Source organism: Methylobacterium nonmethylotrophicum (genome assembly GCF_004745635.1).
Classification (GTDB): domain Bacteria; phylum Pseudomonadota; class Alphaproteobacteria; order Rhizobiales; family Beijerinckiaceae; genus Methylobacterium; species Methylobacterium nonmethylotrophicum.
Map to the genome: position 1 here is coordinate 86,392 of NZ_SRLB01000009.1, position 22,633 is coordinate 109,024.

Annotated in this window: 15 protein-coding genes; 10 read left to right on the plus strand and 5 right to left on the minus strand. The window is 74.1% G+C overall.

Annotation, left to right across the window (positions count from 1 at the left end):
- Positions 1-40 precede the first annotated feature (40 nt).
- The 3 genes from EU555_RS13690 (at position 41) to EU555_RS13700 (ending at position 5,117) form a co-directional block, all read left to right on the plus strand.
- On the plus strand, positions 41-643 hold the full coding sequence (locus EU555_RS13690) for a DUF6468 domain-containing protein (protein WP_135415196.1): 603 nt from the start codon (positions 41-43) through the stop codon (positions 641-643).
- Positions 640-1,602 carry a MotE family protein gene (locus tag EU555_RS13695; RefSeq protein ID WP_425375112.1) on the plus strand — a complete coding sequence of 321 codons (963 nt, stop codon included), beginning with the start codon at positions 640-642 and terminating at the stop codon, positions 1,600-1,602. Before EU555_RS13690 ends, EU555_RS13695 begins: the two co-directional genes overlap by 4 nt.
- A gap of 113 nt (positions 1,603-1,715) precedes the next feature.
- Positions 1,716-5,117 carry a hypothetical protein gene (locus EU555_RS13700; RefSeq protein ID WP_135415197.1) on the plus strand — a complete coding sequence of 1,134 codons (3,402 nt, stop codon included), beginning with the start codon at positions 1,716-1,718 and terminating at the stop codon, positions 5,115-5,117.
- 29 nt (positions 5,118-5,146) lie between these two features.
- Here EU555_RS13700 and EU555_RS13705 read toward each other — a convergent pair whose 3' ends face one another.
- From EU555_RS13705 to EU555_RS13715, 3 genes are all read right to left on the minus strand, one after another.
- Complete coding sequence (locus tag EU555_RS13705) at positions 5,147-5,812, minus strand: glutathione S-transferase family protein (RefSeq protein ID WP_135415198.1); 666 nt, start codon at positions 5,810-5,812, stop codon at positions 5,147-5,149.
- A 121-nt stretch (positions 5,813-5,933) separates the two neighbouring features.
- Entirely contained in the window at positions 5,934-6,767 is an 834-nt protein-coding gene (locus EU555_RS13710; RefSeq protein WP_135415199.1) for a beta-keto acid cleavage family enzyme, read from the minus strand.
- Between the two features lie 150 nt (positions 6,768-6,917).
- A complete protein-coding gene (locus EU555_RS13715; RefSeq protein ID WP_245524296.1) occupies positions 6,918-7,736 on the minus strand; it encodes a thioredoxin domain-containing protein in 819 nt (272 codons plus the stop codon).
- A 102-nt stretch (positions 7,737-7,838) separates the two neighbouring features.
- On the opposite strand from EU555_RS13715, the gene EU555_RS13720 reads away from it, so the two are divergent.
- From EU555_RS13720 to EU555_RS13750, 7 genes are all read left to right on the plus strand, one after another.
- Positions 7,839-8,450 carry a pyridoxamine 5'-phosphate oxidase family protein gene (locus EU555_RS13720; protein WP_135415200.1) on the plus strand — a complete coding sequence of 204 codons (612 nt, stop codon included), beginning with the start codon at positions 7,839-7,841 and terminating at the stop codon, positions 8,448-8,450.
- 135 nt (positions 8,451-8,585) lie between these two features.
- Positions 8,586-8,957: a response regulator gene (locus EU555_RS13725; RefSeq protein ID WP_135415201.1), complete on the plus strand. Its 372-nt coding sequence runs from the start codon at positions 8,586-8,588 to the stop codon at positions 8,955-8,957.
- A gap of 120 nt (positions 8,958-9,077) precedes the next feature.
- The gene (locus EU555_RS13730; RefSeq protein WP_135415202.1) at positions 9,078-9,821 is read left to right on the plus strand and encodes a YoaK family protein; all 744 of its coding nucleotides are present in this window, start codon (positions 9,078-9,080) and stop codon (positions 9,819-9,821) included.
- A 419-nt stretch (positions 9,822-10,240) separates the two neighbouring features.
- Complete coding sequence (locus EU555_RS13735; RefSeq protein WP_135415203.1) at positions 10,241-10,930, plus strand: response regulator transcription factor; 690 nt, start codon at positions 10,241-10,243, stop codon at positions 10,928-10,930.
- Positions 10,927-12,396 (plus strand): sensor histidine kinase, encoded by a 1,470-nt coding sequence (locus EU555_RS13740; RefSeq protein ID WP_167858541.1) that lies wholly within the window; start codon positions 10,927-10,929, stop codon positions 12,394-12,396. Before EU555_RS13735 ends, EU555_RS13740 begins: the two co-directional genes overlap by 4 nt.
- Positions 12,393-15,299 (plus strand): bifunctional [glutamine synthetase] adenylyltransferase/[glutamine synthetase]-adenylyl-L-tyrosine phosphorylase, encoded by a 2,907-nt coding sequence (locus EU555_RS13745; RefSeq protein ID WP_135415204.1) that lies wholly within the window; start codon positions 12,393-12,395, stop codon positions 15,297-15,299. The genes EU555_RS13740 and EU555_RS13745 overlap by 4 nt, the downstream gene beginning before the upstream one ends.
- A gap of 448 nt (positions 15,300-15,747) precedes the next feature.
- Positions 15,748-17,337, plus strand: a complete 1,590-nt coding sequence (locus EU555_RS13750; RefSeq protein WP_245524304.1) for a methyl-accepting chemotaxis protein — start codon at positions 15,748-15,750, stop codon at positions 17,335-17,337.
- Positions 17,338-17,377: 40 nt separating this feature from the next.
- On the opposite strand, the gene EU555_RS13755 is transcribed toward EU555_RS13750, so the two are convergent.
- A complete protein-coding gene (locus EU555_RS13755; RefSeq protein ID WP_135415206.1) occupies positions 17,378-19,762 on the minus strand; it encodes a PAS domain-containing sensor histidine kinase in 2,385 nt (794 codons plus the stop codon).
- Between the two features lie 198 nt (positions 19,763-19,960).
- Positions 19,961-22,633, minus strand: a complete 2,673-nt coding sequence (gene pepN / locus EU555_RS13760; protein WP_135415207.1) for an aminopeptidase N — start codon at positions 22,631-22,633, stop codon at positions 19,961-19,963.

Consider the following 22,633-nt stretch of genomic DNA (forward strand, 5'->3'; position numbering starts at 1 on the left):
ACCGCATGTCCCTTTCCCAGTCCCGGAGCGAGGCCGCGTCGTGAGCCTGATCGTCAGCATCCTGGCCGACCTGCTGGTGGCGATCCTGCTCGCCGCCTGCATCGCCACCTCGGTGAGCCTCGGCCGCCGCATCACCCGCCTGAAGGGCGACGAGGCGGCGATGCGCCAGACCATCGGCGACCTGATGGGCGCCACCGAATCCGCCGAGCGGGCGATCGCCGGCCTGCGCAGCACGCTCGCCGAGTGCGACCGCACGCTGGCCGAGCGCCTGCGCCTCGCCGAGCGCACCAATGCCGATCTCGCCGCCCAGCTCAAGGCCGGCGACGAGGTCCTCTCCCGCATCGGCCGCATCGTGTCCCAGGCCCGGGCGACGGCGCCCGCCGACATGGCCTCGGTCGGCATGACGCCGGCCGCGCAGGCCGCCTACGTCCAGGCCGCCTTCGCGCCGGCGCAAGCGCCGGTGCCGGCGCAGGCGTCGGTGCAGGCCCCGGCGCCCGTCGCCCCGGCGCCGGCCGCTCCCGTCCCGCCGCCCGCGCCCGAGCCGCGGCCGGTCTCCACCGGCGAGCGCCTCGGCGCCGCCGCCGCCGCCGCCCGCGCCCTCAGCGAGCGGGCCCTGAGCCGCCTCCAGGCCCAGGCGGCATGACCCTCGCGCTGCTCCTGCGCCGCTTCGCCGGGCTGCCGGCGGCCGCGACCGGCGCGCCGCCGGCCGCGGCCGCACCGCCAGCGGCGACGGCCGGGGACGCGAAGCCCAAGGCCGGCGCTGCCGTCGCCGGCGGTACGAGCACGGCCGCCGCGCTGCCGGCCACGGTCCCGCAGCCGCCCGTCCCCCTCGCGGTCCTGGTGCGGCGCCTCGCGGCGTCGAAGGCCTGGCGCGGGCCGATGATCCGCCTGCGCCTCGTCGATGCGGTGGCGGTGGCGGCCTCGGGGCTGCTGCTGCTGAAGGTGCTCGCCCTGCTCTCGGCCGGGCCGTCCACCGGCATGCGCTTCGCCGAGCTCCTGATCCACGCCCGTTCCGGCTACGAGCCCGCCGACCCGGCGATCACCGGCTCGGTCTCGCCCAAGGAAGCCTCCAAGGAGCCGTCCGCCGCGCCGCCGCCGGAGGCGCCGCGCCCGGCCGCCGAGCCGGTCTCGTCGTCCGAGCGGGCGATCCTCGAGAAGCTCGGCCAGAGGCGCGACGCCCTCCAGCAGCGCTCGCGCGACCTCGAGACCCGCGAGCAGCTGATCGAGAACGCGGAGCGCAAGCTCGAGAGCCGCATCAACGACCTCAGGACCCTGGAGCAGAAGGGCGACGACGCGGCGGCCCGGCGCGCCGAAGCCGAGGCCGCGGGGCTCAAGTCCCTGGTGACGATGTACGAGACGATGAAGCCCAAGGAGGCCGCCCGGGTCTTCGACCGTCTGAAGCTCGACGTGCTGGTGCCGGTGGTGGTGGGCATGAACCCGCGCAAGATGGCCGAGGTGCTGGCGGTGATGCAGCCCGAGGCCGCCGAGCGCCTGACCGTGGCGCTCGCCCAGCGCGCCCGCGGCGCCGGCACGCCGAAATCCGCCGCGGCTGCGCCAGGCCTGCCGCCGGGCGAGCTGCCGGCGATCGACGGGGTGCGCTGAGCGAGCGCCCGGGCCTCCTCGGGCGCCCCTCCACCGACGGTGCATCCCGGATTTAAGCCCTCGTTAGCCGTGTGCCGGCATGGTGCGGGCTCGGGGTTTACGGGCGGATCGCGATGGGTTCGACGGGCAGGAGCCGCTGGCTCGCGGCGCTGATCGCGCTGGCGGGATGGACCGCCGGGGCGAGTGCGGCTGCCGCGGCGCAGCTCGTCGCGATCCAGGGCAGCGAGCAGAAGAATTTCGGCCGCATCGCGCTCACCTTCGACCACGGCGTCAAGGTGGCCGCCAAGGTCACGGGCGGCGTGCTGGTGGTGAGCTTCCGCGAGCCGGTGACGGGCCAGCGCGAGCGCCTGGCCGCCGAGATGCCGGCCTACGTGGCGCAGGTTCGCCGCGACCCGGACGGCGCCGGCCTGCGGGTCGCGCTCCAGGCCTCCTACCGGGTCAACGTGCTGGAGGCCGGCGAGCGGGTCTTCATCGACCTCCTGCCGGAGAGCTGGACCGGGCTGCCGCCGGGCCTGCCGCCGGAGGTGCTCGCCGACCTCTCCCGCCGGGCCGAGGAGCTGAGCGCGCGCCTGCGCCGCGACGCCGCCCGGGCTCAGCGTACGGTGCCGCTGCGCCTCGAGGCCGCGACCCTGCCGACCCTGACCCGCCTCTCGATCCGGCTGCCGCGGGAGGCCGAGGTGAGCCTGGAGCGGCTGGGCTCCGAGATCCGCCTGCGCCTCCCCGGCACCTACGCGATCGAGGCGTCGGAGGCCCGGGCCGGCCTGCAGCCGGCCGTGACGGCGCTCGGCGCCGAGACCGGTCCGGACGCCGCCCGCATCACCCTGAAGCTCGCCGAGGGCTACGCGGCCGAGGGCTACCGGGAGGACGATGCCTACATCCTCGACCTGACGAAGCCGGCCGCCAAGCCCGGGGCCGGCGCGCAGACGGAGGCGTTGCCGCCTGCCCCGGCGCCGGCCCCGCCCTCTGCGCCCGCGCCGGCGCCTCCGCAGAAGCCCGCTTCCCAGGCCGAGGCCCCGGCGCCCGCCCCGGCGGAACCGGAGCCCGCCCCCGCCGGGCCGGTCCAGGCCCGGATCGCCCGGGCCGGGCAGGGCCTGCGCCTCACCTTCCCGTTCTCGGCCCGGCCGCCCGCCGCCCTGTTCGAGCGCGCCGGCCTCGCCACCCTGGTGTTCGAGACGAATGCCGGAATCGGCCTGCCCGTCCTGCCGGCGGGGGCGCCGGTGAGCGTCGCCGAGGGACCCAGGGCGGAGGGGGCCTTCACGGTCCTGCGGCTGCGCCTCGAAGCGGGCACGCTGGCGCAGCTCGCCGCCGGCGAGGGGCAGGGCTGGGACCTGGTGCTCGGCGACGGCAGCGCGCCGGGCGGAGACCTGCTCGCCCCGCAGCGCAGCGCCGATCCCGCGGGCAAACCCGCCGTGGCGGTGCCGCTCGCGCGCCCCGGCGGCGCGCTCTGGCTCGAGCGCGACGGCGAGCGCGTCGCCGTGGTGACGGCCCGCGGGCCCCGCATCGCCGGAATGCCGAAGCGGGGCCGCTTCGTCGAGTTCGAGCTGCTGCCGAGCCGCCAGGGCGTCGCCGTGCTGGCCGCGGCCGACGACCTCGTGGTGCGCCCGGGCCTCGCCGAGGTGACGATCACCCGGCCCGGCGGCCTGTCGGTCTCCCCGATGGTGGCGGAATCGCCGGAGGTCGCGGCCCAGGCGGCGGCGCAGGCCGCCGCCGGCCTGATGATCCAGCCCGAGCGCTGGAGCGAGGACCAGCGGGGCGACGTGCGCGCCCGCATCCGGACGGCGGAGCTGGCTGCGGCTGCGGCGGAGCGGCCGGCCCGGTCCGCCGCGCGGCTCGACCTCGCCCGGGTGCTCCTCGCCAACGGCTTCACGGCCGAGGCGGTCGGGGTCCTGGCCTACGCCACCCGGGAGGACGCGGCGCTCGCGGCCGAGCGGCCGGTGCGGCTGCTCTCGGCCATCGCGGCCCTGCGCCTCGGCCAGGACGCGCGGGCGGCCGCGATCCTCAGCCCCGACGGCAAGCAGGTCCAGGACGCCGAGCTGCGGCTCTGGCGCGGCGTGCTCGACGCGCGGGCCCGGCGCAGCGGCCCGGCGCTCGCCGCCTTCAAGGCTGGGCTGCCGCTGATCGAGGCCTATCCGGAGGACCTGCAGCTGCCGCTCTACCTCGCGGCCGCGGAAGCCGCGCTGGACGCCAAGGACCCGGCCTTCGCCCAGCGGGCGCTCACCGCGGCGCCGGCCTTGCCCGAGCGGCCGCTCGAGCGCGACCGCCTGGCCTTCCTCAAGGCCCGCTTCGCCGAGGCGATCGGCCAGGACGGCGAGGCCCGGCGCGCCTACCAGCGTCTCGCCGAGGCCGGCGAGCCGCCGGTGGCCGCCCAGGCGACCCTGCGGATGGTCGATCTCGGGCGGGCCGCCGGCACCATGACGCCGGAGGCGGCGATCGACCGTCTCGAGCGCCTGTCGCTGACCTGGCGGGCCGAGGCCGAGCCCGAGACCCTGGCCCGGCTCGGCCGGCTCTACGCCGCCGTCGGCCGCTGGCGCGACGCCTTCGTGGCCGCCCGCAACGCCAACCGCCTCTATCCCGACCATCCGGCGACCCGCGGCCTGCACGACGACACGGTGGCTTTGTTCGCCGCCCTGTTCCTGTCGGACCGGGGCGCGAGCCTCGGGCGGATCGAGGCCCTGGCGCTGTTCTACGACTTCAAGGAATTCACCCCGGTCGGCCGCCAGGGCGACGAGATCGTGCGGCGCCTGGCCGACCGCCTCGTCGCCCTCGACCTCCTCGACGCCGCCGGCGACCTCCTGCAGCACCAGGTCGACAACCGCCTCACCGGGGCCGCGCGGGCGAGCGTGGCGGCGCGGCTCGCGACCGTGCGGCTGATGGCCGGCGAGCCGCTCAAGGCCCTCAAGGTGCTGCAGAATACCCGCCTGCCGGAACTGCCGGCGCAGATCCGCGACGCGCGCCTGCTCCTCGAGGCTCGCGCCCTCTCCGACCTGTCGCGCACCGACCTCGCCCTCGAGATGCTCGAGGGCAGCGACGGCCCGGAGATCGCGCATCTGCGCGGCGACATCCTGTGGGGCGCCCGGCGCTGGCGCGAGGCCGGGGAGGCGCACGAGGCCCTGCTCGGCACACGCTGGCGCGATCCCGGCCCGCTCGCGGACGGCGAGCGCGCCGCCGTGATGCGGGCGGCGATCGCCTACGCGCTCGCCGAGGATCCGTTGAGCCTGGACCGGCTGCGCACGAAGTACACCCAGAAGATGGCCGAGAGCCCCGACGCCCGCACCTTCGGCCTCGTCGCCGCCCCGAACGCCTCCGGCACCGCCGCCTTCCGCAGCCTCGTCCGCCAGGCGACCAGCGCCGAGACGCTCACCGAGTTCCTGCGCGCCTACCGCGTCCGCTACCCCGAGAGCGCCGCCCCCGAGCGCCCGAAGCCGGAGGCGAGCCCCGCTGCGGGTGCCAACCCTGCCGCGGGCGCGAGCCCCGCCCCGGAGGCCCGCGGCGGCGGCGGCCCGGCGCCGGGCTGACGTCCCGCGACCGGCCGGGCCGAGCCGCCCTACCGCTCGCCGCCCTTCGGCCCGTCGAAGCGGGGCAGCCTCGGCCCGGGCAGGAGGTCGTAGGGCGAGCGCCAGCCCGGCAAGGCCGCGATGCGCCCGAGCCACGCATGGATCGCCGGATGGCTGGTCGCGAGGTCGTCGCCGGTCTCGTCGGCCGGGAAGGACAGGTAGGCGCAGAGCGACAGGTCGGCGATCGTCGCCCGCTCGCCGGTGACGAAGGCGCGATCCGCGACCTGCTGCGCGAGGATGCCCAGAAAATCGTCCACACGCGCCCGCAGGTACCGCAGCACCGCCGGATCGGCCGCGCGGCTGAAGGTGCGCATGAAGCGGTAGGTGGCCATGTGGGCGGAGAGTTTCTGGTTGTCCCAGAACAGCCAGCGCAGCACCTCGAACCGCCCGGCCTCGCCGTCGCCGCCGAAGCGGCCGTAGCGCTCGGAGAGGCGCAGCAGGATCGGGCCGGTCTGCGTCAGGCTCTCGCCCTCGTCCTGCAGCACCGGAATCTCGCCCATGGCGTTGACGGTCCGCCGCCACTCGGGCGTCCACGTCACCCGCGCGCCGAAATCGGTCCAGACCGGCTCGAACGTCTCGCCGCACAGGGTCAGCATCAGCGCCAGCTTGTAGCTGTTGCCCGATTCCGGGAAGTAATGGAGGCGATAACGGCTCACGGGGGGATGCTCCGCGTCGGCTGGGCTGCGTCCGACCATAGGCGATGGTCCAGGGTCTGACACGGCCGCGCGACGGGAGTGACGACGGGCAGGGCGCGCGTCCACGCCACCGCCTTGCCCCTCAGGCGTCCCCGGCGAACAGCGCCCGCGCCTGCACCGGCGTCGCGACGGCGAGGCCGACCGACTGCGCCAGGGCGGCGAGGGCGGCGACCTGCGCGGCGTTGTCGGGCGCGAGGCTCCCGTCTGGCCGCCAGAGGTTGTTCTCGAACCCGACCCGCGCGTGCCCGCCGAGCGCCGCCGCGGCGATCAGGCAGGCCGCCTCCCGGGGTCCGAAGGCGCACAGGGCCCAGGGCAGGTCGAGGCGATGCTCGGAGGTCCAGGCGCCGAGGAACGGCAGCAGGTCCGCCGGGTCCGAGCGCTGGCCGACCGCGTAGCGGCCGAGCACGAACAGGACGCTCGCCCGCTCGAGCGGGATCAGCCCCCGCGCCGCCAGGCCCTGGAAGCGGGTGACGTCGCCGGCATCGTACAGGATGTGCTGCACCAGCACCCCGCCCCGGGCCTGCTCGGAGAGGAAGGCGGCCGCCGCCGCCTCGTCCTCCGGCTCGGCGAAGAGCTCGCGCAGGGCGACCGAGAACGCCTCGGGCTTGAGCGCCCGCACCGCCGCCATCTGCTCGGCCGGGGCGTAGAGGCCGACCGCCTCGGTGGTGACCTGGCAGATCATCTCCGGTCCCGCCTCCCGGCGCACGGCGGAGAGCGCCGCCCGGTAGCGGTCGAGGTCGAGGGTGTGGCGGTTCTCCGCGTCCCGCACGTGCAGGTGGATCATCGCGGCGCCGGCCTCGCGGCAGCGGGCGGCGGTGAGCCCGATCTCCCGCGGGTCGATCGGCAGGGCCGGGTGGTCGGCCTTGGTGCGGCGGGCGCCGTTGGGCGCCACCGTGATGACGAGGGGGGCAATCATCCTGGCTCTCGAGTCCTCTTCGGCGGCCACGTGGCGGACCTGCGGGAGGTCGATGAGGGCGCGGTCGAGGCGCCCGCTCCTGTCGGCCGCGCACTCTGCACCGCCGGCGCCCGCCCGCCCAGGCGGGACCGGCGTCATCGCGTCCCGTCGTCAAGCCGGCCCCGCCCGGCGCGAGCGCCGGTGCAGCCACAGCACCAGGAGCGCGATGCCCGCCACCGTGGCGGCGCCGGACCCCGCGAGGATGCGGCGGATCAGGGGGGTGTAGATCCCGGTCTGCGGGTCGTAGCCGTAGCAGAGCAGCAGCAGCCGGTCGGAGAGCGCCCCGACCCGGCCCTCGCCGGCCTCGACGAGCGCGAGGCGCAGGTCGCGGGCGGTCATGGCGAGCGGCGACAGCGCCCGGGCGACCCGGCCGTCGCCGGCGAGCACGAGCGCCCCGGCCGGGTGGGCGTAGGATTCCGTGTCGCGGTCATACGCGTAGGCGTAGCCGACCGCCCGGGTCACCGCCTCGACGGGTCCCGGCGCCCCGGTCAGCACCACGGCGCTGGCGAAGAGCGGCCCGGCGCCGAGCTGCGCCGCCACCATGGCGCGGGCGGTGCCGGCATCGGCCCGCGGGTTGATGCCGAGGGTGACGAGCCGGTAATCCGTCCCGGGCGCGAGCCCGGTCGCCGCGAGCGCCGTGCCGGCGACCGCGAGCATCGGGTCGCAGACGTTGCGGCAGGCATAGTCGAGGGGTATCAGCAGGGAAGGCCGCCCGGCCAGCGCCTGGCCGAGGCTGAGGTGCCGGCCGTCGGCGGCGTCGGTCAGGCTCGCGTCGAGGGGAGCCCGCGCCCCCGGGGGCGGCGCCAGGCGGACGCCCGAGAGGTCGTTTTGCGTCAGCCCCGCCGCGGCCGGCCCGGCGAGGCCGAGGAGAAGGGCCGCGAGGACGAGGCGCCCGGCCCGCCGGGGCCGCATGAGGCCGTGGAATGTCATCGCTTGCTTCGCGCGCCCGAAAACCTCACCCTTGCGCGACATAGGGCGGTTCCGCGCAAGGTGGGCGCGGCTGACAACAGGCCGCACGGGCGGAGGGGGCGGATGGACGAGATTCGCGACGCGGCGACCTTGCGCGGCCATATGGGCCCGGTCAGCCGCCTGGCCGAGCACAAGGTGCTGCCCCGGCTCGACGGCCACGCCCGCGCCTTCATCGCGCTGTCGCCGTTCCTGGTCGTGGCCACCGCGGATGCCGAGGGCCGCGCCGATGCCAGTCCGCGGGGCGACGCGCCGGGCTTCGTCCAGGTCCTCGACGACGCCACCCTGCTGATCCCGGACCGGCGCGGCAACAACCGCGCCGACAGCTTCGCCAACCTCCTGGCGGCGCCGGGCATCGGGCTGATCTTCCTGGTGCCGGGCATCACCGAGACCCTGCGGGTGAACGGCACCGCCCGCATCACGACCGAGGCCGCCCTGCTGGCGCCGCTCGCCGCCCAGGGCAAGGTGCCCCAGACCGGGCTCGTCGTGTCGGTGCGCGAGGCCTTCTTTCATTGCGGCAAGGCGGTGATGCGCGCCCGGCTCTGGGACCCGGAGGCGCAGGTGCCGCGGGAGAGCTTTCCGAGCCTCGGCCGCGTGCTCGCCGAGCAGACCGAGGCGATCGGCGTCGCCGAGGCCGAGCGGCTGATGGAGGAAGCCTACCGCACCCGCCTCTATTGAGGCGGGACAAGCAGGCCTCATCCCCAGCCGTTCCGCAGCCGCGAGTTGCATGAGCGACGAAACTCGCCGGATCGTGATAGGATCCCGGCTCGCGGGCACCCGCGCGGGCATGCCGGCCGAGGCGAGGACCGACCGATGACCGAACACAAGAGGTCCGATCCCCTCCGGGTACTCGTGGTCGAGGACGAGTACTTCATCGCCGACGACATCTCGCGGGCGCTGACCCGGCACGGCGTCGAGGTAGTCGGCCCGGTGCCGACGGTCGGGGAGGCCTGGGCGCTCATGTCGTCGCAGGTCCTCGACCTCGCGGTGCTGGACATCAACCTGCGCGGCGAGCTCGTCTACCCCCTCGTCTCCGAGCTGAGCCGGCGCGGCGTCGCGATGATCTTCGCCACCGGCTACGACACCCGCGCGATCCCGGCCGATTACGGGGCGATCCCGGCCTGGTCGAAGCCGTTCGACTACAACGTCCTCGCGGACGCGCTGCCGGGCCTGCGCCGCGCCTGAGGGGCGCGCCCGGACGGGCCCGAACCGACCGTGCGTGCGGTGCAGCGGAACCGTCACGCTCCCTTCCTGTTCTGCATCGGTGCGATATCTGCCCCGACGGCAGCACAGGAGAGAGGCTGAATGCCAGCGGAGAAGGAAACCAAGGCCTTTCCGGCCGCCGCGAACACGCGGGTGCCGTTCGCGCTGGCCCTGTCGGCGCTGGCCGGCTGCGCGGACGCGATCGGGTTCCTCGAATTCTCGCAGCTGTTCATGTCGTTCATGAGCGGCAACACCACCCGGCTCGGCGCCGCGGTCAGCCTGGGGGAGTGGGGGAACGTCACCCGGGTCGGCAGCACGATCGCGCTGTTCTGTTTCGGGGCGTTCCTCGGCACGCTGCTGGCGGCCGCGGTCGGCTACTGGCGGCTCGCGGTGCTGCTCGGCCTCCAGGCGCTGCTGCTCTGCGTCGGCCTGATCATGCCGCGCGGGCCGGAAGAGTTCCCGCTCCACGCCTACCCGATCGTGCTGGCGCTCGGCATGCAGAACGCGGTGCTGCAGGACGAGGAGGGGCGCAGCCTGGCGCTCACCTACGTGACCGGCGCCGTGGTGCGCTTCGGCACCGGCCTCGCCAACCTGCTCCTCGGCCACCCCTCGCCGTCGTTCTGGATCCAGGCGCCGCTCTGGGCCGCCCTCACGGTCGGGGCGATCGCCGGCGGCCTGCTGCACGGCGCCTTCGGCGAGCGCGCCTTCCTGGTGCCGGCGGTGGTGGCGGCGCTGCTGGCGGGCATCGCCCTGGTGATGACGCTCGTCCACGGCGACGGCCCGCTCGTCTCGGGCACCCGATCGCCGGCCCCCGACGCCGCCGCCACCGCGCCGCCGGTGGTGTGAGGCCGCCAGGCCGGAGCGGATCCCGCCCGCTCCGGCGACGGCTGCGCCGAGATCGAAGATTACGCCGAGTTCATGGAGCGGAGACACGGGCGTAAGCCGGGCGGGTCCATACCGGCAGGGTCGCCGGACGCGACGTCGCCCGCTCACCCCCAGGGCGGCGCCGCGCCGCAGGCCCCGAGGGCCGAGGCGCCGGGTCATCATCGTCGCCCCCCAGACGACCCTGCGCCACGTGCCACGGCAGGCCGAGTCCAGAACGGGCTCGGCCTGCCGACCCCGGCGGCGATGCCCGACGTGAAGCGGCCCATCCCCCCAACCGCGACGCGTCGGGCCCGGCCCGCCCGCGGTCACGGCGCCAGGACCCGGGCAGGATCCGGGAATGAACCTCCCGCGCGCCCCGGATCCGCCCTAGAATGCCCGACATGCGCCTCCTGATCATCGAGGACGACCGCGAGGCGTCCGCCTATCTCTCCAAGGCCTTTCGCGAGGCCGGCCACGTCGCCGACACCGCCGATGACGGGCTCGACGGCTACGCGCTCGCGCGGGAGGGCGGCTACGACGTCCTGGTGGTCGACCGGATGCTGCCGAAGCTCGACGGCCTGTCGCTGATCCGGTCCCTGCGCGAGCAGGGCGTCGAGACGCCGGTCCTGATCCTCTCGGCGCTCGGCCAGGTCGACGACCGGGTGAAGGGACTCAAGGCCGGCGGCGACGATTATCTCCCGAAACCCTACGCCTTCTCCGAGCTGATGGCCCGGATCGAGGTGCTGGCCCGCCGCCGCGGCGGGAGCAGCGGGGCGGAGGTCACGAGCTACCGCGTCGGCGACCTCGAACTCGACCGGCTGTCGCACCGGGTCACCCGGGCCGGCCAGGAGATCCCGCTCCAGCCGCGGGAGTTCCGGCTGCTCGAGTACCTGATGCGCCATGCCGGCCAGGTCGTCACCCGCACGATGCTGCTCGAGCACGTCTGGGACTACCACTTCGACCCGCAGACCAACGTCATCGACGTCCACGTCTCCCGCCTGCGCGCCAAGGTCGACAAGGGCTTCGACCGCCCGATGATCCACACCGTGCGGGGCGCCGGCTACATGGTCCGGGCCGGCGGCGAGACGTGAGCGCGCCGACGCTGGCCTCCGCCCCGGCGGGGCAGGACGGCGTGCTGGCGCGGCTCGGCGCGCTGTGTCGCACCACCGCCTTCAAGCTCTCCCTCGCCTACCTCCTGGTCTTCGCCGCCTTCGCGTTCTTCGCCCTCGGCTACGTCGCCTGGAACGCCCGGCGCGTCCTCGACGACCAGATCGTCTCGACGATCGAGGCGGAGATCAACGGCCTGTCCGACCAGTACGCCTCGGGCGGCATCCGTCGCCTCGTCGGCGTGGTCGAGCGCCGCTCGCGCGAGCCCGGCGCCTCGCTCTACCTCGTCACCACGCCGGCGGGCGAGCACGTCGTCGGCAATGTCGAGGCGCTGCCCCCGGGCGTGCTGAACGAGCCCGGCCAGACCGAGACGGCGTATGGCCGCGGCACCGACGGCGACCGCCTCGACCACCGGGCGATCGTGCGCATCTTCACCCTGCCGGGGGGCTTCCGGCTCCTCGTCGGCCGCGACGTCGAGGAGCGCGACCGCCTGCGGGCGGTGATCGGGCGCGCCTTCGGCTGGTCCCTGATGCTGGTGGTCGGGCTCGGCTTCCTCGGCAGCTGGTTCATCGCCCAGCGCGTCCTCAAGCGCGTCGACCACATGACGGAGATCACCCGCGGCATCATGGCGGGCGACCTCGACGGGCGGCTGACGCTCGCCGGCACCGGCGACGAGCTCGACCGGCTGGCGAGCAACCTCAACGCGATGCTCGACCGTATCGGCGAATTGATGCGCGGCATGCGCGAGGTCTCGGACAATATTGCTCACGACCTCAAGACCCCGCTCACCCGCCTGCGCAACAAGGCCGACGCGGCGCTCCGCGCGGGAAGCGACCCGGACTCCCTACGGGCGGCGCTCGAGGCCAACATCGAGGAGAGCGACAACCTGATCCGGGTGTTCAACGCCCTGCTGATGATCGCCCGGCTCGAGGCCGGCAATGCCCGCGAGGGCTTGGCGGAATTCGACGCCGGGGCGGTCGCCCGCGAGGTCGCGGAGCTGTACGAAGCGGTGGCGGAGGAACGCGGCGTGGGCTTGCGGACCGAGGTCGAGGACGGCCTCGTCCTGCACGGCAGCCGCGAGCTGATCGGACAGGCGATGGCGAACCTGATCGACAATGCCCTGAAATACGGGGCCCTGAAATGCGGGTCCGACGCCCGGGATGCGGGCGGCGGCGCGTCGGTGGTCTGCGTGACGGCGCGGCGGGAGGACGGCAGCGTCGTCCTGTCGGTCGCCGATCGCGGCGAGGGCATCCCGGAGGCCGAGCGCGGCCGGGTCCTGGAACGCTTCGTGCGCCTCGAGACCGCCCGCTCGCGCCCGGGCTTCGGCCTGGGCCTGAGCCTCGTCAACGCGGTCGCCCGCCTGCATCAGGGCAGCTTCTCCCTCGATGACAACGCCCCGGGCCTGCGCGCGACGCTCCGGCTGCCGGCCTTGCGGGGACCGTCGGCATGACCGCCTCGCTCGCCGCGCGCCTGACCCTGGCGCCCCGCCTCGCCGAGCCCGAGCGGGCCCGCGCCCGCCTCGGCGACCTCCTGGCCGAGGCGCCCGAACTCGCCCCCCTCGTCGGCGAGGGCGGCCCGGCCCGCGACCTCTTCCTCGGCCTCGCCGATCATTCGCCGTTCCTGTGGGGCCTTGCCGCCCGCGACCCCGCGCGGCTCGCCGGCCTGCTTCAGCGATCGCCGGAAGACGCGAACGCCGCGATCCTGGCCGACCAGCGCCGGGCCGGCCTTGCCGGCGGCGACGTCGCCCGGGCCTTGCGCCGCAACCGCGCCGCCCACGCCCTCCTGGTGGCGCTCGCCGATATCGGCGGCGCCTGGTCGCTGGAGGAGGTGACGGCGGCGCTCTCGGACTTCGCCGACGCCTCGGTGAACGCCGCCGTCGACGCGGCTTTGATCCAGGCTGCCGGCACCGGCCGTTTCCGCCTGGCCGATCCCGGCCGGCCGCAGGAGGGCTCGGGCCTGATCGTGCTCGGCATGGGCAAGCTCGGGGCGGGCGAGCTGAACTATTCGAGCGATGTCGACCTGATCGTGCTGTTCGATCCCGACGCCGCGCCCCTGCGCGAGGGCGTCGAGGCGACGCCGTTCTTCAGCCGGATCGCGCAAAGCGTGGCCAAGCTCCTGCAGGAGCGCACCGCCGACGGCTACGTCCACCGGGTCGATTACCGCCTGCGGCCCGATCCGGGATCGACCCCGACCGCCCTTTCGCTTCCTTCCGCCTATACCTACTACGAGACGCTGGGCCAGAACTGGGAGCGCGCCGCCTTCATCAAGGCGCGGCCGGTGGCCGGCGACCGGGCGCGGGCCGACGCCTTCCTGGCCGAGCTGCGCCCGTTCATCTGGCGAAAATACTTCGACTTCGCCTCGATCGCCGACGTCCACGCGATGAAGCGGCAGATCCACGCCGTGCGCGGCCACGGCGCCATCGCGGTCGCCGGCCACGACATCAAGCTCGGGCGCGGAGGCATCCGCGAGGTCGAGTTCTTCGTCCAGACCCAGCAGCTCGTCTTCGGCGGCCGCCGCCCTTCCTTGCGCGGCCGGCGCACCCTCGAGATGCTGGGGGCGCTCCACGACGAGGGCTGGATCACCGGTGAGGCCCGCGACGAGCTGCGCGCCGCCTACCGCTTCCTGCGCACCGTCGAGCACCGGCTGCAGATGGTGGCCGACGAGCAGACCCAGCGCCTGCCGGAGGAGCCGGGCCGGCTCGCGCGCTTTTCCCGCTTCCTCGGCTACCCGGACGAGGCCGCCTTCGGGGCGGCGCTCACCGCCGAGGCGCGCCGGGTGCAGGGGCATTACGCGCTCCTGTTCGAGGCCGAGCCGGACCTCGCGGCGGAGGTCGGCGACCTCGTCTTCACCGGCTCGGAGGACGATCCGGAGACGCTGGCCACCCTGCGCCGCCTCGGCTTCCGCAACCCCGAACAGGCGACCGAGACGGTGCGGGGCTGGCATTTCGGCCGCCGCGCGGCGGTGACGAGCCCGCGCGCCCGCGAGGTCCTGACCGAGCTGGTCCCGGCCCTGATCCAGGCGCTCGCCGGCACCGCCGACCCGGACGGGGCGCTCGCCGCCCTCGACCGCGCCTTCGCGCGGATGCCCGCTTCGGTCGAGCTCCTCACCATCCTGCGCTCGCACGAGCGGCTGCGGCTCCTGTTCGCCGACCTCCTCGGCACCGTGCCGCGGCTCGCCGACACGGTGGCGTTCAGCCCCCACGTCCTCGACACGGTGATCGACCCGGCCTTCGTGGCGCCGGTGACGGAGGCCGACGCGCTCTCCGGGCAGTTCCGCCTGAGCCTCGGCCAGCCCCGCGACCTCGAGGACGTCCTCGACCGCAGCCGCGACGCCGCCCGGCAATTGCGCTTCGTCACCGGGGCGCGGCTCCTCTCCGGCATCCTGCCGCCGGCGGGCGCCGGCCGGGCCTATGCGGGCATCGCCGAGGCGGCCGTCGCGGCGGCCCTTCACGCCGTGGAGGCGGCCTTCGCGGCGGAGCACGGACGGGTGCCGGGGGGCCGCGTCGCGGTTCTGGGCCTCGGGCGCCTCGGCTCGCGCCAGCTCACGGCGGATTCCGACCTCGACCTCGTGGTCCTGTACGATTTCGACCAGGAGCGGCGCGAGAGCGACGGCCCGCGCCCCCTCGACGCCGCGGTCTACTACAACCGCCTCACCCAGCGCCTCGTCGGGGCGCTCACCGTCCCGACGAGGCGCGGCCGGCTCTACGAGGTGGATCTGCGCCTGCGCCCGAGCGGCGGCCAGGGGCCGATCGCCAACCAGTGGCACCGCTTCCTGCCCTATTGGCGCGAGGAGGCGGCCTTGTGGGAGCACATGGCGCTCACCCGCGCTCGCGCCCTCGCCGGCGACGCGGGGCTGATGCGCGAGGCCGGCGCCGCCGTCGCCACGGTCCTGCGCCAGCCCCGCGACGCCGGGTTCGTCGCCGGGGAGGTGAGGGCGATGCGCGCCCTCGTCGCGCGGGAGAAGGGCGACCACGGCCCCCTCGACCTGAAGCTCGCCCCCGGCGGTCTCCTCGACCTCGATTTCCTGAGCCAGGCCCTGGTCCTGTCCCACGCCGCCACGCATCCCGACCTCGTCGGCCTCGACGCGCCGGGGGTGCTGGAGCGCGCCGGCGCCCACGGCCTGATCGAGACCGGGCTTTCCGGCCGCCTCGTCACCGCCTACCGGCTCCTCGACGACGTCCATCACTGGCAGCGCCTGATGGTCGAGGGCGATTTCGCCCGTACCGCCCCGCCCGCTGCCCGCGCGCGGCTCGCCGCCGCGATGGGCCAGCCCGACGAGGCGGCGCTGACGGCGCAGCTCGCCGAGACCCGGGCCGGCGTGCGGGAGGCCTTCGAGGTCATCCTGGCGAGGTAATCCGGGGGTGAGGTCACGCCCCGCCCGCCCTCCGTCGAGGGAGGCGGCACGGTTGCCCGGCCCTTGTGGGACATCCCGCGGGATCCCGGCTTCTTGACGAGACGGCGGCAGCCGAGGCCCGTCCCGCTGCTGCCCGATCGCGACCTGCTGCATTGTGGTGAGTTTCCGCGCAATCCCCGGGTGCGCGGAATAAATGCCTATGGTCTTAAATATATTATCGCCAATTCTTGGTGACGTATCCGATTTTATTAGACAGTTAAATGATTACTCTGGGACCGCATAGTGTTTCATATCAAATTAAGATAGTTGGCTTCATAACCGGCGCGCTAAATTTCCTCGATGGAGCGGGACCGTGCTCGCCAGAGTCAAGATTCTCCACAAGCTCACCGCCGCCGTCCTGCTGATCGCCGCCCTGGTGGGCGGCTGCGTCTGGTACGCTCAGGCGCGCATGACCACGATCGACGACGGCTACAGCCTGTTCATCGCCCGCGAGGCGCAGGCGCCGGCGAATGCCCGCCGCCTCAACCGCACGCTCTACACCCTGAACTATGCGGTGTTCCGCATCATCGCCGAGACGGACGAGGTGCAGATGCGCCGGGCCAGCGCCGATTTCGACGAAGGCCTGTCGATGATGACGGCGACAGCCACCGAGATGCGCCGGCAGGCGCCGACCTTCGTGGGCCGCATCGATGCGCTCGCCCGCGCTATCGACGATCTCGCCGTGAAGCTCGGTGAGGTGCGCAAGCTCGGCATGGCCCACCGCAATGCCGACGCGCTGGCATTGTTCCACCGCAGCGTCGATCCGGTGCTGGGCGGCCTGATCCAGGAATCGACCAACCTCGGCAATGACATCCAGAGCTACGTCGAGACCAACTCGGACGCCCTGACCGCTGCGACCAACGCCACCCGCCTTCAGCTGGTCGCGGTGACCGCCCTCGGGATGCTCCTGGGGCTCGCGGCGGTCGCCCTCGTGGCGGTGCTCGGGGTGACGCGGCCGATCGGCCGGCTCGTCGGGGTGCTCGAGCGGATGGCCCGGGGCGAGATCGACGCCGAGATCCGGGAGGCGCGCCGCGGCGACGAGATCGGCGCCATCGGCCGCGCCGTCGAGGGCATCAAGACGATGGTCGCCCAGAAGGCCGCCGAGCAGGCCGAGATCAGGCGGATCGCCGATGCGGCGGCGGCCGAGGAGCGCCGGCGCACCATGGTGGCGCTGGCGGACGGCTTCGAGCAGGCGGTCGGCGGCATCGTCGGCCAGGTCTCGGCCTCGGCCGCCGAGCTGCAGGCGACCGCCGGCCAGATGAGCGGGACGGCGACCGAGACCGCGAGCCAGTCCGCCGCTGTGGCGGCGGCGGCCGAGGAGGCCGCCTCGAATGTCGGCACGGTGGCGGCCGCCGCGGAGGAACTCGGCGCCTCCGTGCAGGAGATCGGCCGCCAGGTCGCCGGCTCCGCCGGGCTCGCCCGTCAGGCGGTCTCCGAGGCGGACCAGACCGGGGCCCGGGTGCAGGCGTTGAGCCGGATCGTCGGCAGGATCGGCGACGTCGCCGGCCTGATCTCGTCGATCGCCAGCCAGACCAACCTGCTCGCGCTCAACGCGACGATCGAGGCGGCCCGGGCCGGGGCCGCCGGCAAGGGGTTCGCCGTGGTGGCGGCGGAGGTCAAGGAGCTGGCGGCCCAGACCGCCCGGGCGACGGACGAGATCGGCCAGCAGATCGCGGCGGTGCAGGACGCCACCGGCGAGACGGTCTCGGCGATCGCCGCGATCACGGCGCGGATCCGCGAGATCGACGCGGTGACGGTGGCCATCGCCGCCGCGGTCGAGGAGCAGGGCGTCGCGACGCAGGAGATCGTCCGCAACGTCAGCCAGGCCGCGACCGGCACCGGCGAGGTCACCGGCAACATCGCGGGCGTCGCCGGCGCGGCCGAGGAGACGGGCGCCGCCGCGACCCAGGTTCTCGCCTCGGCGACCGAGCTGTCGCGCCAGTCCGAGCATCTCGGGAGCGAGGTCGCCCGCTTCCTCGCGACGGTGCGGGCCGCCTGAGGCGCGCCGCCGCCCACCTTCCATCCCCCGCGCGGATCGGTCAGGCGTGGAGGTCGGCGGCGTCCGTCTGGGCCGCGAGGGTGAGGCCGGGGCGGGGGAGGCGGACCAGCACGATCGTGCCGGTGCCCTCCTCGGAGCGGATGCGAAGCCCGCCCCCATGCAGCTCGGCGAGCGAGCGGGCGATGGCGAGCCCCAGGCCCGAGCCCTTGTAGCTGCGGGCGAAGTTGGTCTCGACCTGCTCGAACGGATAGCCGAGCTTCGGCAGGGCCGCCTTCGGGATGCCGATGCCGCTGTCCTCGACGAAGATGTGCACGGCGTCGATCGCGCGGCGCGTGCGCACCGCCACACGGCCGGCCTCGGGGGTGAACTTCACGGCGTTCTGCAGGAGGTTGACCAGGATCTGGTGCAGGGCCCGCTCGTCGGCCATCACCAGGGTGTCGGCGCTCATCTCGATGCTGACGGTCAGGCCCTTGGTCCGGGCCGGCTCGGCGATCAGCTTGAGGGCGCGCTCGAGGGCCTCGCTCACCGCCACCGGCTGCTTGACGAGCTTCACCCGCCGCGCGTCGATCCGCGACATGTCGAGGATGTCGTCGATGACCGAGAGCAGGTAGTGCCCGCTCGATCGGATGTCGCGGCAATACTCGCGGTACTTCTCCGAGCCGAGGGACCCGAAGACCTCGCTCTCCATCACCTCGGCGAAGCCCAGGATGGCGTTGAGGGGGGTGCGCAGCTCGTGGCTCATGTTGGCCAGGAACTCGGACTTGGAGCGGTTGGCGCTCTCGGCCTGGGCTTTCTGGTCGAGGTAGCGCTCCGCGAGGTCGGCGAGCTGCTGGGTCTGGATCTCGAGGGTCCGGCGCGAGCGCTTGAGGTCCGCGATGGTGGCGATGAGCTGGCGTTCCGATTCCACGAGCCGCTCCTGGTGCCGTTTCAGGGCCGTGATGTCGGTGCCGACCGAGACGTAGCCGCCATCCTTGGTGCGGCGCTCGCTGATCTGCAGCCAGCGCCCGTCGGCGAGCTCGGCCTCGAAGGTGCGGGCTCCCGCTTCCGGGAACTCGCCGGCGGGGATCTCGCGCCGCACGGTCGGCAGGGCGGCGCGCCCCATGATGGCGTCGTAGCGCCGGCCGGGCTGGGCCTCGTCGGCCGTCAGCGCGTGCAGGCGCCGGAACTTCGAATTGCACAGGACGAGGCGGTTCTGGGCGTCCCAGAGCACGAAGGCCTCGGACACCGCCTCGACGGCGTCGCGCAGGCGCATGTCGGCGGTGGCGGTCGATTCGGCCAGCCGCCGCTGCTCCGAGATGTCGATGACGATGCCCACCAGATGGCGGCCATTGTCCTCAAGGTCCTGCACGATCTCGGCCCGGGCCTTGAGCCAGACCCACTCGCCGCCCGCCGCCCGGATGCGGAACTCGTGGTCGACCGTGGCGTCGCGGGCCGCGAGCTGGCGGGCCAGCCCGTAGAGGTCGGTGTCGTCCGGATGGACGAGGGCGTTGACGTCGCCGAAGGAGAGGAATTCCTGCTCCCGCCCGTAGCCGAGGAGCTGGTACATCGAGTCCGACCAGTAGATCCGGCCCCGCGGGATGTCCCAGTCCCACAGGCCGCAGCGGCCGCGGCTGAGGGCGGTGTCGAGGCGCTGGCGCACCTGCTCGCAGACCCGGTCGACGGCGCGGGCCCGGTCGGCCTGGAGCGCGTAGGCGAGGCCGATGCAGACGACCACGAGCGTCACGGCGCCGACCAGCACCGCGGCGATGCGCGCCCGCCCGGCCCAGAGCGCCGTGACCGAGTCGAGGGTCTGCACCACCGCGACCTGCGCGATCCCGGCCCCGCCCGGCACCCCCCGCACCGTCGCGAGCGCCCGCTCGCCGCTGCCGAGCACGACCGGCAGCACGCCGGCGCGCTCGCCCATGATGCCGAGCACCTGGACCTCGCCGACGAGTTCGGTGAAGCTGCGGGGCAGGCCGGTCTGCTCCGGCACCGCGGCCAGGATGGCGTCGTCGGGACCGATCAGCAGCACGCTGCGGCCGGCCGGCAGGCCGCCGGGCGGCAGGAGGCGCACCAGCCGCTCGCGCAGCAGGGCCGCCTGCACCGGCGCCTCCGTCGGCGCGGCGCCGGTGACTTGGCTGGTGACCTGACCGCTGGCTTGGCCGGTGAGCTGGGCGAGGGCGGCCGGCAGGGTCCCGGCCATCAGGCGGGCGACGAGATCGATGTCGCGCCGCGCGTCGCCGACCACCTCCTCGCGGTGCCCGGAGAGCTGCAGGGCCGTGACGGCCGCCAGGCAGACCAGGAAGGCCGCGAGCATCGCCGGAACGGCGAACCGGAGCCAGGATTCCGCGTGGGCGAGGCGCTGGTGCGCGGCCTTCGAAGCCCGGCTGATCCCGAGGATCGTGGCGGCACGCGCAGAGAAGGGGGCGGGATCCGCCTCCAGCATACCCAAACCCCCAACGGAACAGAGAGAAGATACCGCGGAGGTTCCCGCCAAGCCTCCGAATCGAGGCTCAATCTGGCATTTCCACAAGCAATTTGTCCAGCGCTCCGGGCTCAGAAATGAAATGTTAACCTGTGAGCGCGTGGCGGCGGGAAATTCCGGCGCGTGCTGATTCTCTCCGACTTTTCAGTGGTTTGGACATCACCCGAGCGGCGCGAGCGATCGGCCCGCGATATCGCTGACGTCAGGGGAGAGTCCGGGCGTCCCGGCCACCCGCCGCAGGGCGTCCTCGGCGTGCCGGCGGCGTCCGTCCTCGACCATACGCCAAGTATTGAAAGCAGTTAGCAGCCGCGCCGCGACTTGGGGGTTTTTGCGGTCGAGGGCCAGCACCACTTCGGCGGTCAGGTCGTAGCCGGCCCCGTCCGGCCGGTGGAACTGCGTCGGATTGTTGAGGCTGAAGCTGGCGATCAGCGAGCGGACCCGATTCGGGTTGCCGAGCGAGAAGGCGGGGTGGCGCATCAGCCCGCGGACCCGGTCGAGCGTCGCGGCCTCCGGGATCATCGCCTGCAGGGCGAACCACTTGTCGAGCACCAGGGGCTCGCCGCGATAAGCCTCGCCGAAGCGCGCGAGCGCCGCCTCACGGGCCTCGCCCGGGACGAGGCTCAGGACCGCCAAGGCCGCGAGGCGGTCGGTCATGGTGGCGGCGGCCTCGAGCTGGTCGACTGCCAGCGCCGTGCCGGCCTCCGGGTCGGCTGCCGCGACGAGGTCGAGGGCGGCGTTGCGCAGGGCCCGGCGGCCGGCGCTGGCGGCGTCCGGGCTGAACGGCGCCCCGCGCGGCTCGGCCAGCGCATCGCGCAGGGCGAGGAGCCGGGGCCCGAGGTCGCGGCCGAGCTGCACCCGGAGCGTCTGGCGGGCGCGCCAGATCGCGTCGGGGTCGACCCCGGCGCCGATCGCCTGCGCCACCTCCTGCTCGCCCGGCAGCGTCAGCACCAGGGCCGCGAAGGCGGGATCGGCAAGGGTGCCCCCGTCAAGGGCCTCCCGGTCGAGGAAGGTCGCGAGCGCGGCGGTCAGGCCGGCGCCCTCCGGCCCGGCCTCGGGCCCGAGCGGCGCGCCGGCGCGGGCGCGGCCGACCACCACCTCCATGGCGAGGCTCTGGGCCGCCTGCCAGCGGTTGAACGCGTCGCCGTCATGGGCGAGCAGGGTCAGGCGGTCGCCATGGCTCAGCGCGTGCTCGACCTTCACGGGCGCCGAGAAGCCGCGAAACAGGGACGGCACCGGCGCCGCCGCGACCCCGGTGAAGACGAGGCTGTCCTCGGCCCGGTCGAGCACGAACACGCCGTCCCGGACCCGCTCGCTCGCGGCCTCGACCGTCCCACCCTCCGGGGTGACGAGGCCGAGGGCGACCGGGATCACCAGGGGCTCGGGCGTCGCGCCCGCGGTGGCCTCCGTCGCCACCACCGGCAGGCTCTGGCGGAACGACAGGGTGTAGGTCTTACCCTCCGGGTCGTAGGCGCCCGCGACCGCGACGGTCGGCGTGCCCGCCTGCTCGTACCAGCGGGCGAAGTGGGCGAGGTCGCGCCCGCTCTCGGCCGCGAAGGCGGCCAGAAAATCCTCGACCGTGGCGGCCGTGCCGTCGCAGGTCGCGAAGTAGCGGTCCATGCCGCGCCGAAACGTCTCGGCGCCGAGCAGGGTGCGCAGCATCCGGACGATCTCGGCGCCCTTCTCGTAGACCGTCGCGGTGTAGAAGTTGTTGATCTCGCGGTAGGCCCGGGGCCGTACCGGGTGGGCGAGGGGGCCGGCATCCTCCGGGAACTGGCGCGCGCGCAAGGTCCGCACCTCGGCGATGCGGTGGACCGGGCGCGAGCGCTCGTCGGAGGAGAATTCCTGGTCGCGGAAGACGGTCAGGCCCTCCTTGAGGCAGAGCTGGAACCAGTCGCGGCAGGTCACCCGGTTGCCGGACCAGTTGTGGAAGTACTCGTGCGCGATGATCGCCTCGATGTTGGCATAGTCCGCGTCGGTCGCGGTGTCGGGGCTCGCCAGCACGTACTTGTCGTTGAAGATGTTGAGACCCTTGTTCTCCATCGCGCCCATGTTGAAGTCGGAGACCGCGACGACGTTGAAGACGTCGAGGTCGTAGGCGCGGCCGAAGCTGCGCTCGTCCCAGGCCATCGAGCGGGCGACGGCGTCGAGGGCGAAACCGGCGCGGCCCTCCTTGCCGGGCTCGACATAGACGGCGATCTCGACGTCGCGCCCCTCCATGGTGGTGAAGCGCGAAGCCACGCGGCCGAGACGGCCGCCCACGAGGGCGAACAGGTAGGCGGGCTTCGGGTGAGGGTCGTGCCAGACCGCGTAGTGCCGGCCCGGACCCGCCTCGCCCTGCTCGACCGGGTTGCCGTTGCCGAGCAGCACCGGCGCCTCGTCGCGATCGGCCTCGATCCGGGTGGTGTAGACCGCCATCACGTCCGGCCGGTCGAGGAAGTAGGTGATGCGCCGGAAGCCATCGGCCTCGCACTGGGTGCAGTAGACGCCGTTCGAGCGGTAGAGGCCCATCAGCTTGGTGTTGGCGCTCGGGTTCACCTGCGTCTCGATCGCGAGCAAGAAGGGGCGCTGCGGCGGCTGGTGCAGGGTGAGGGACCGCGGCGTGACCGCGATCGCGCCGGGGCCGGTCGGCTGGCCGTCGAGGGCGATCGCCAGCAGGGTCAGTTCGTCGCCGTCGAGGACGAGGGGGGCGCCGGGCGCGCCGGCGGGGTTCGGCCGCAGGGCCAGCGTCGCGGTGATCCGGGTCTCGGTCGGATGCAGGCGCAGGTCGAGGTCGACGCGGTCGATCAGGTAGTCGCTCGGGCGATAATCGGCGAGGCGAACGATCGTCTGCAT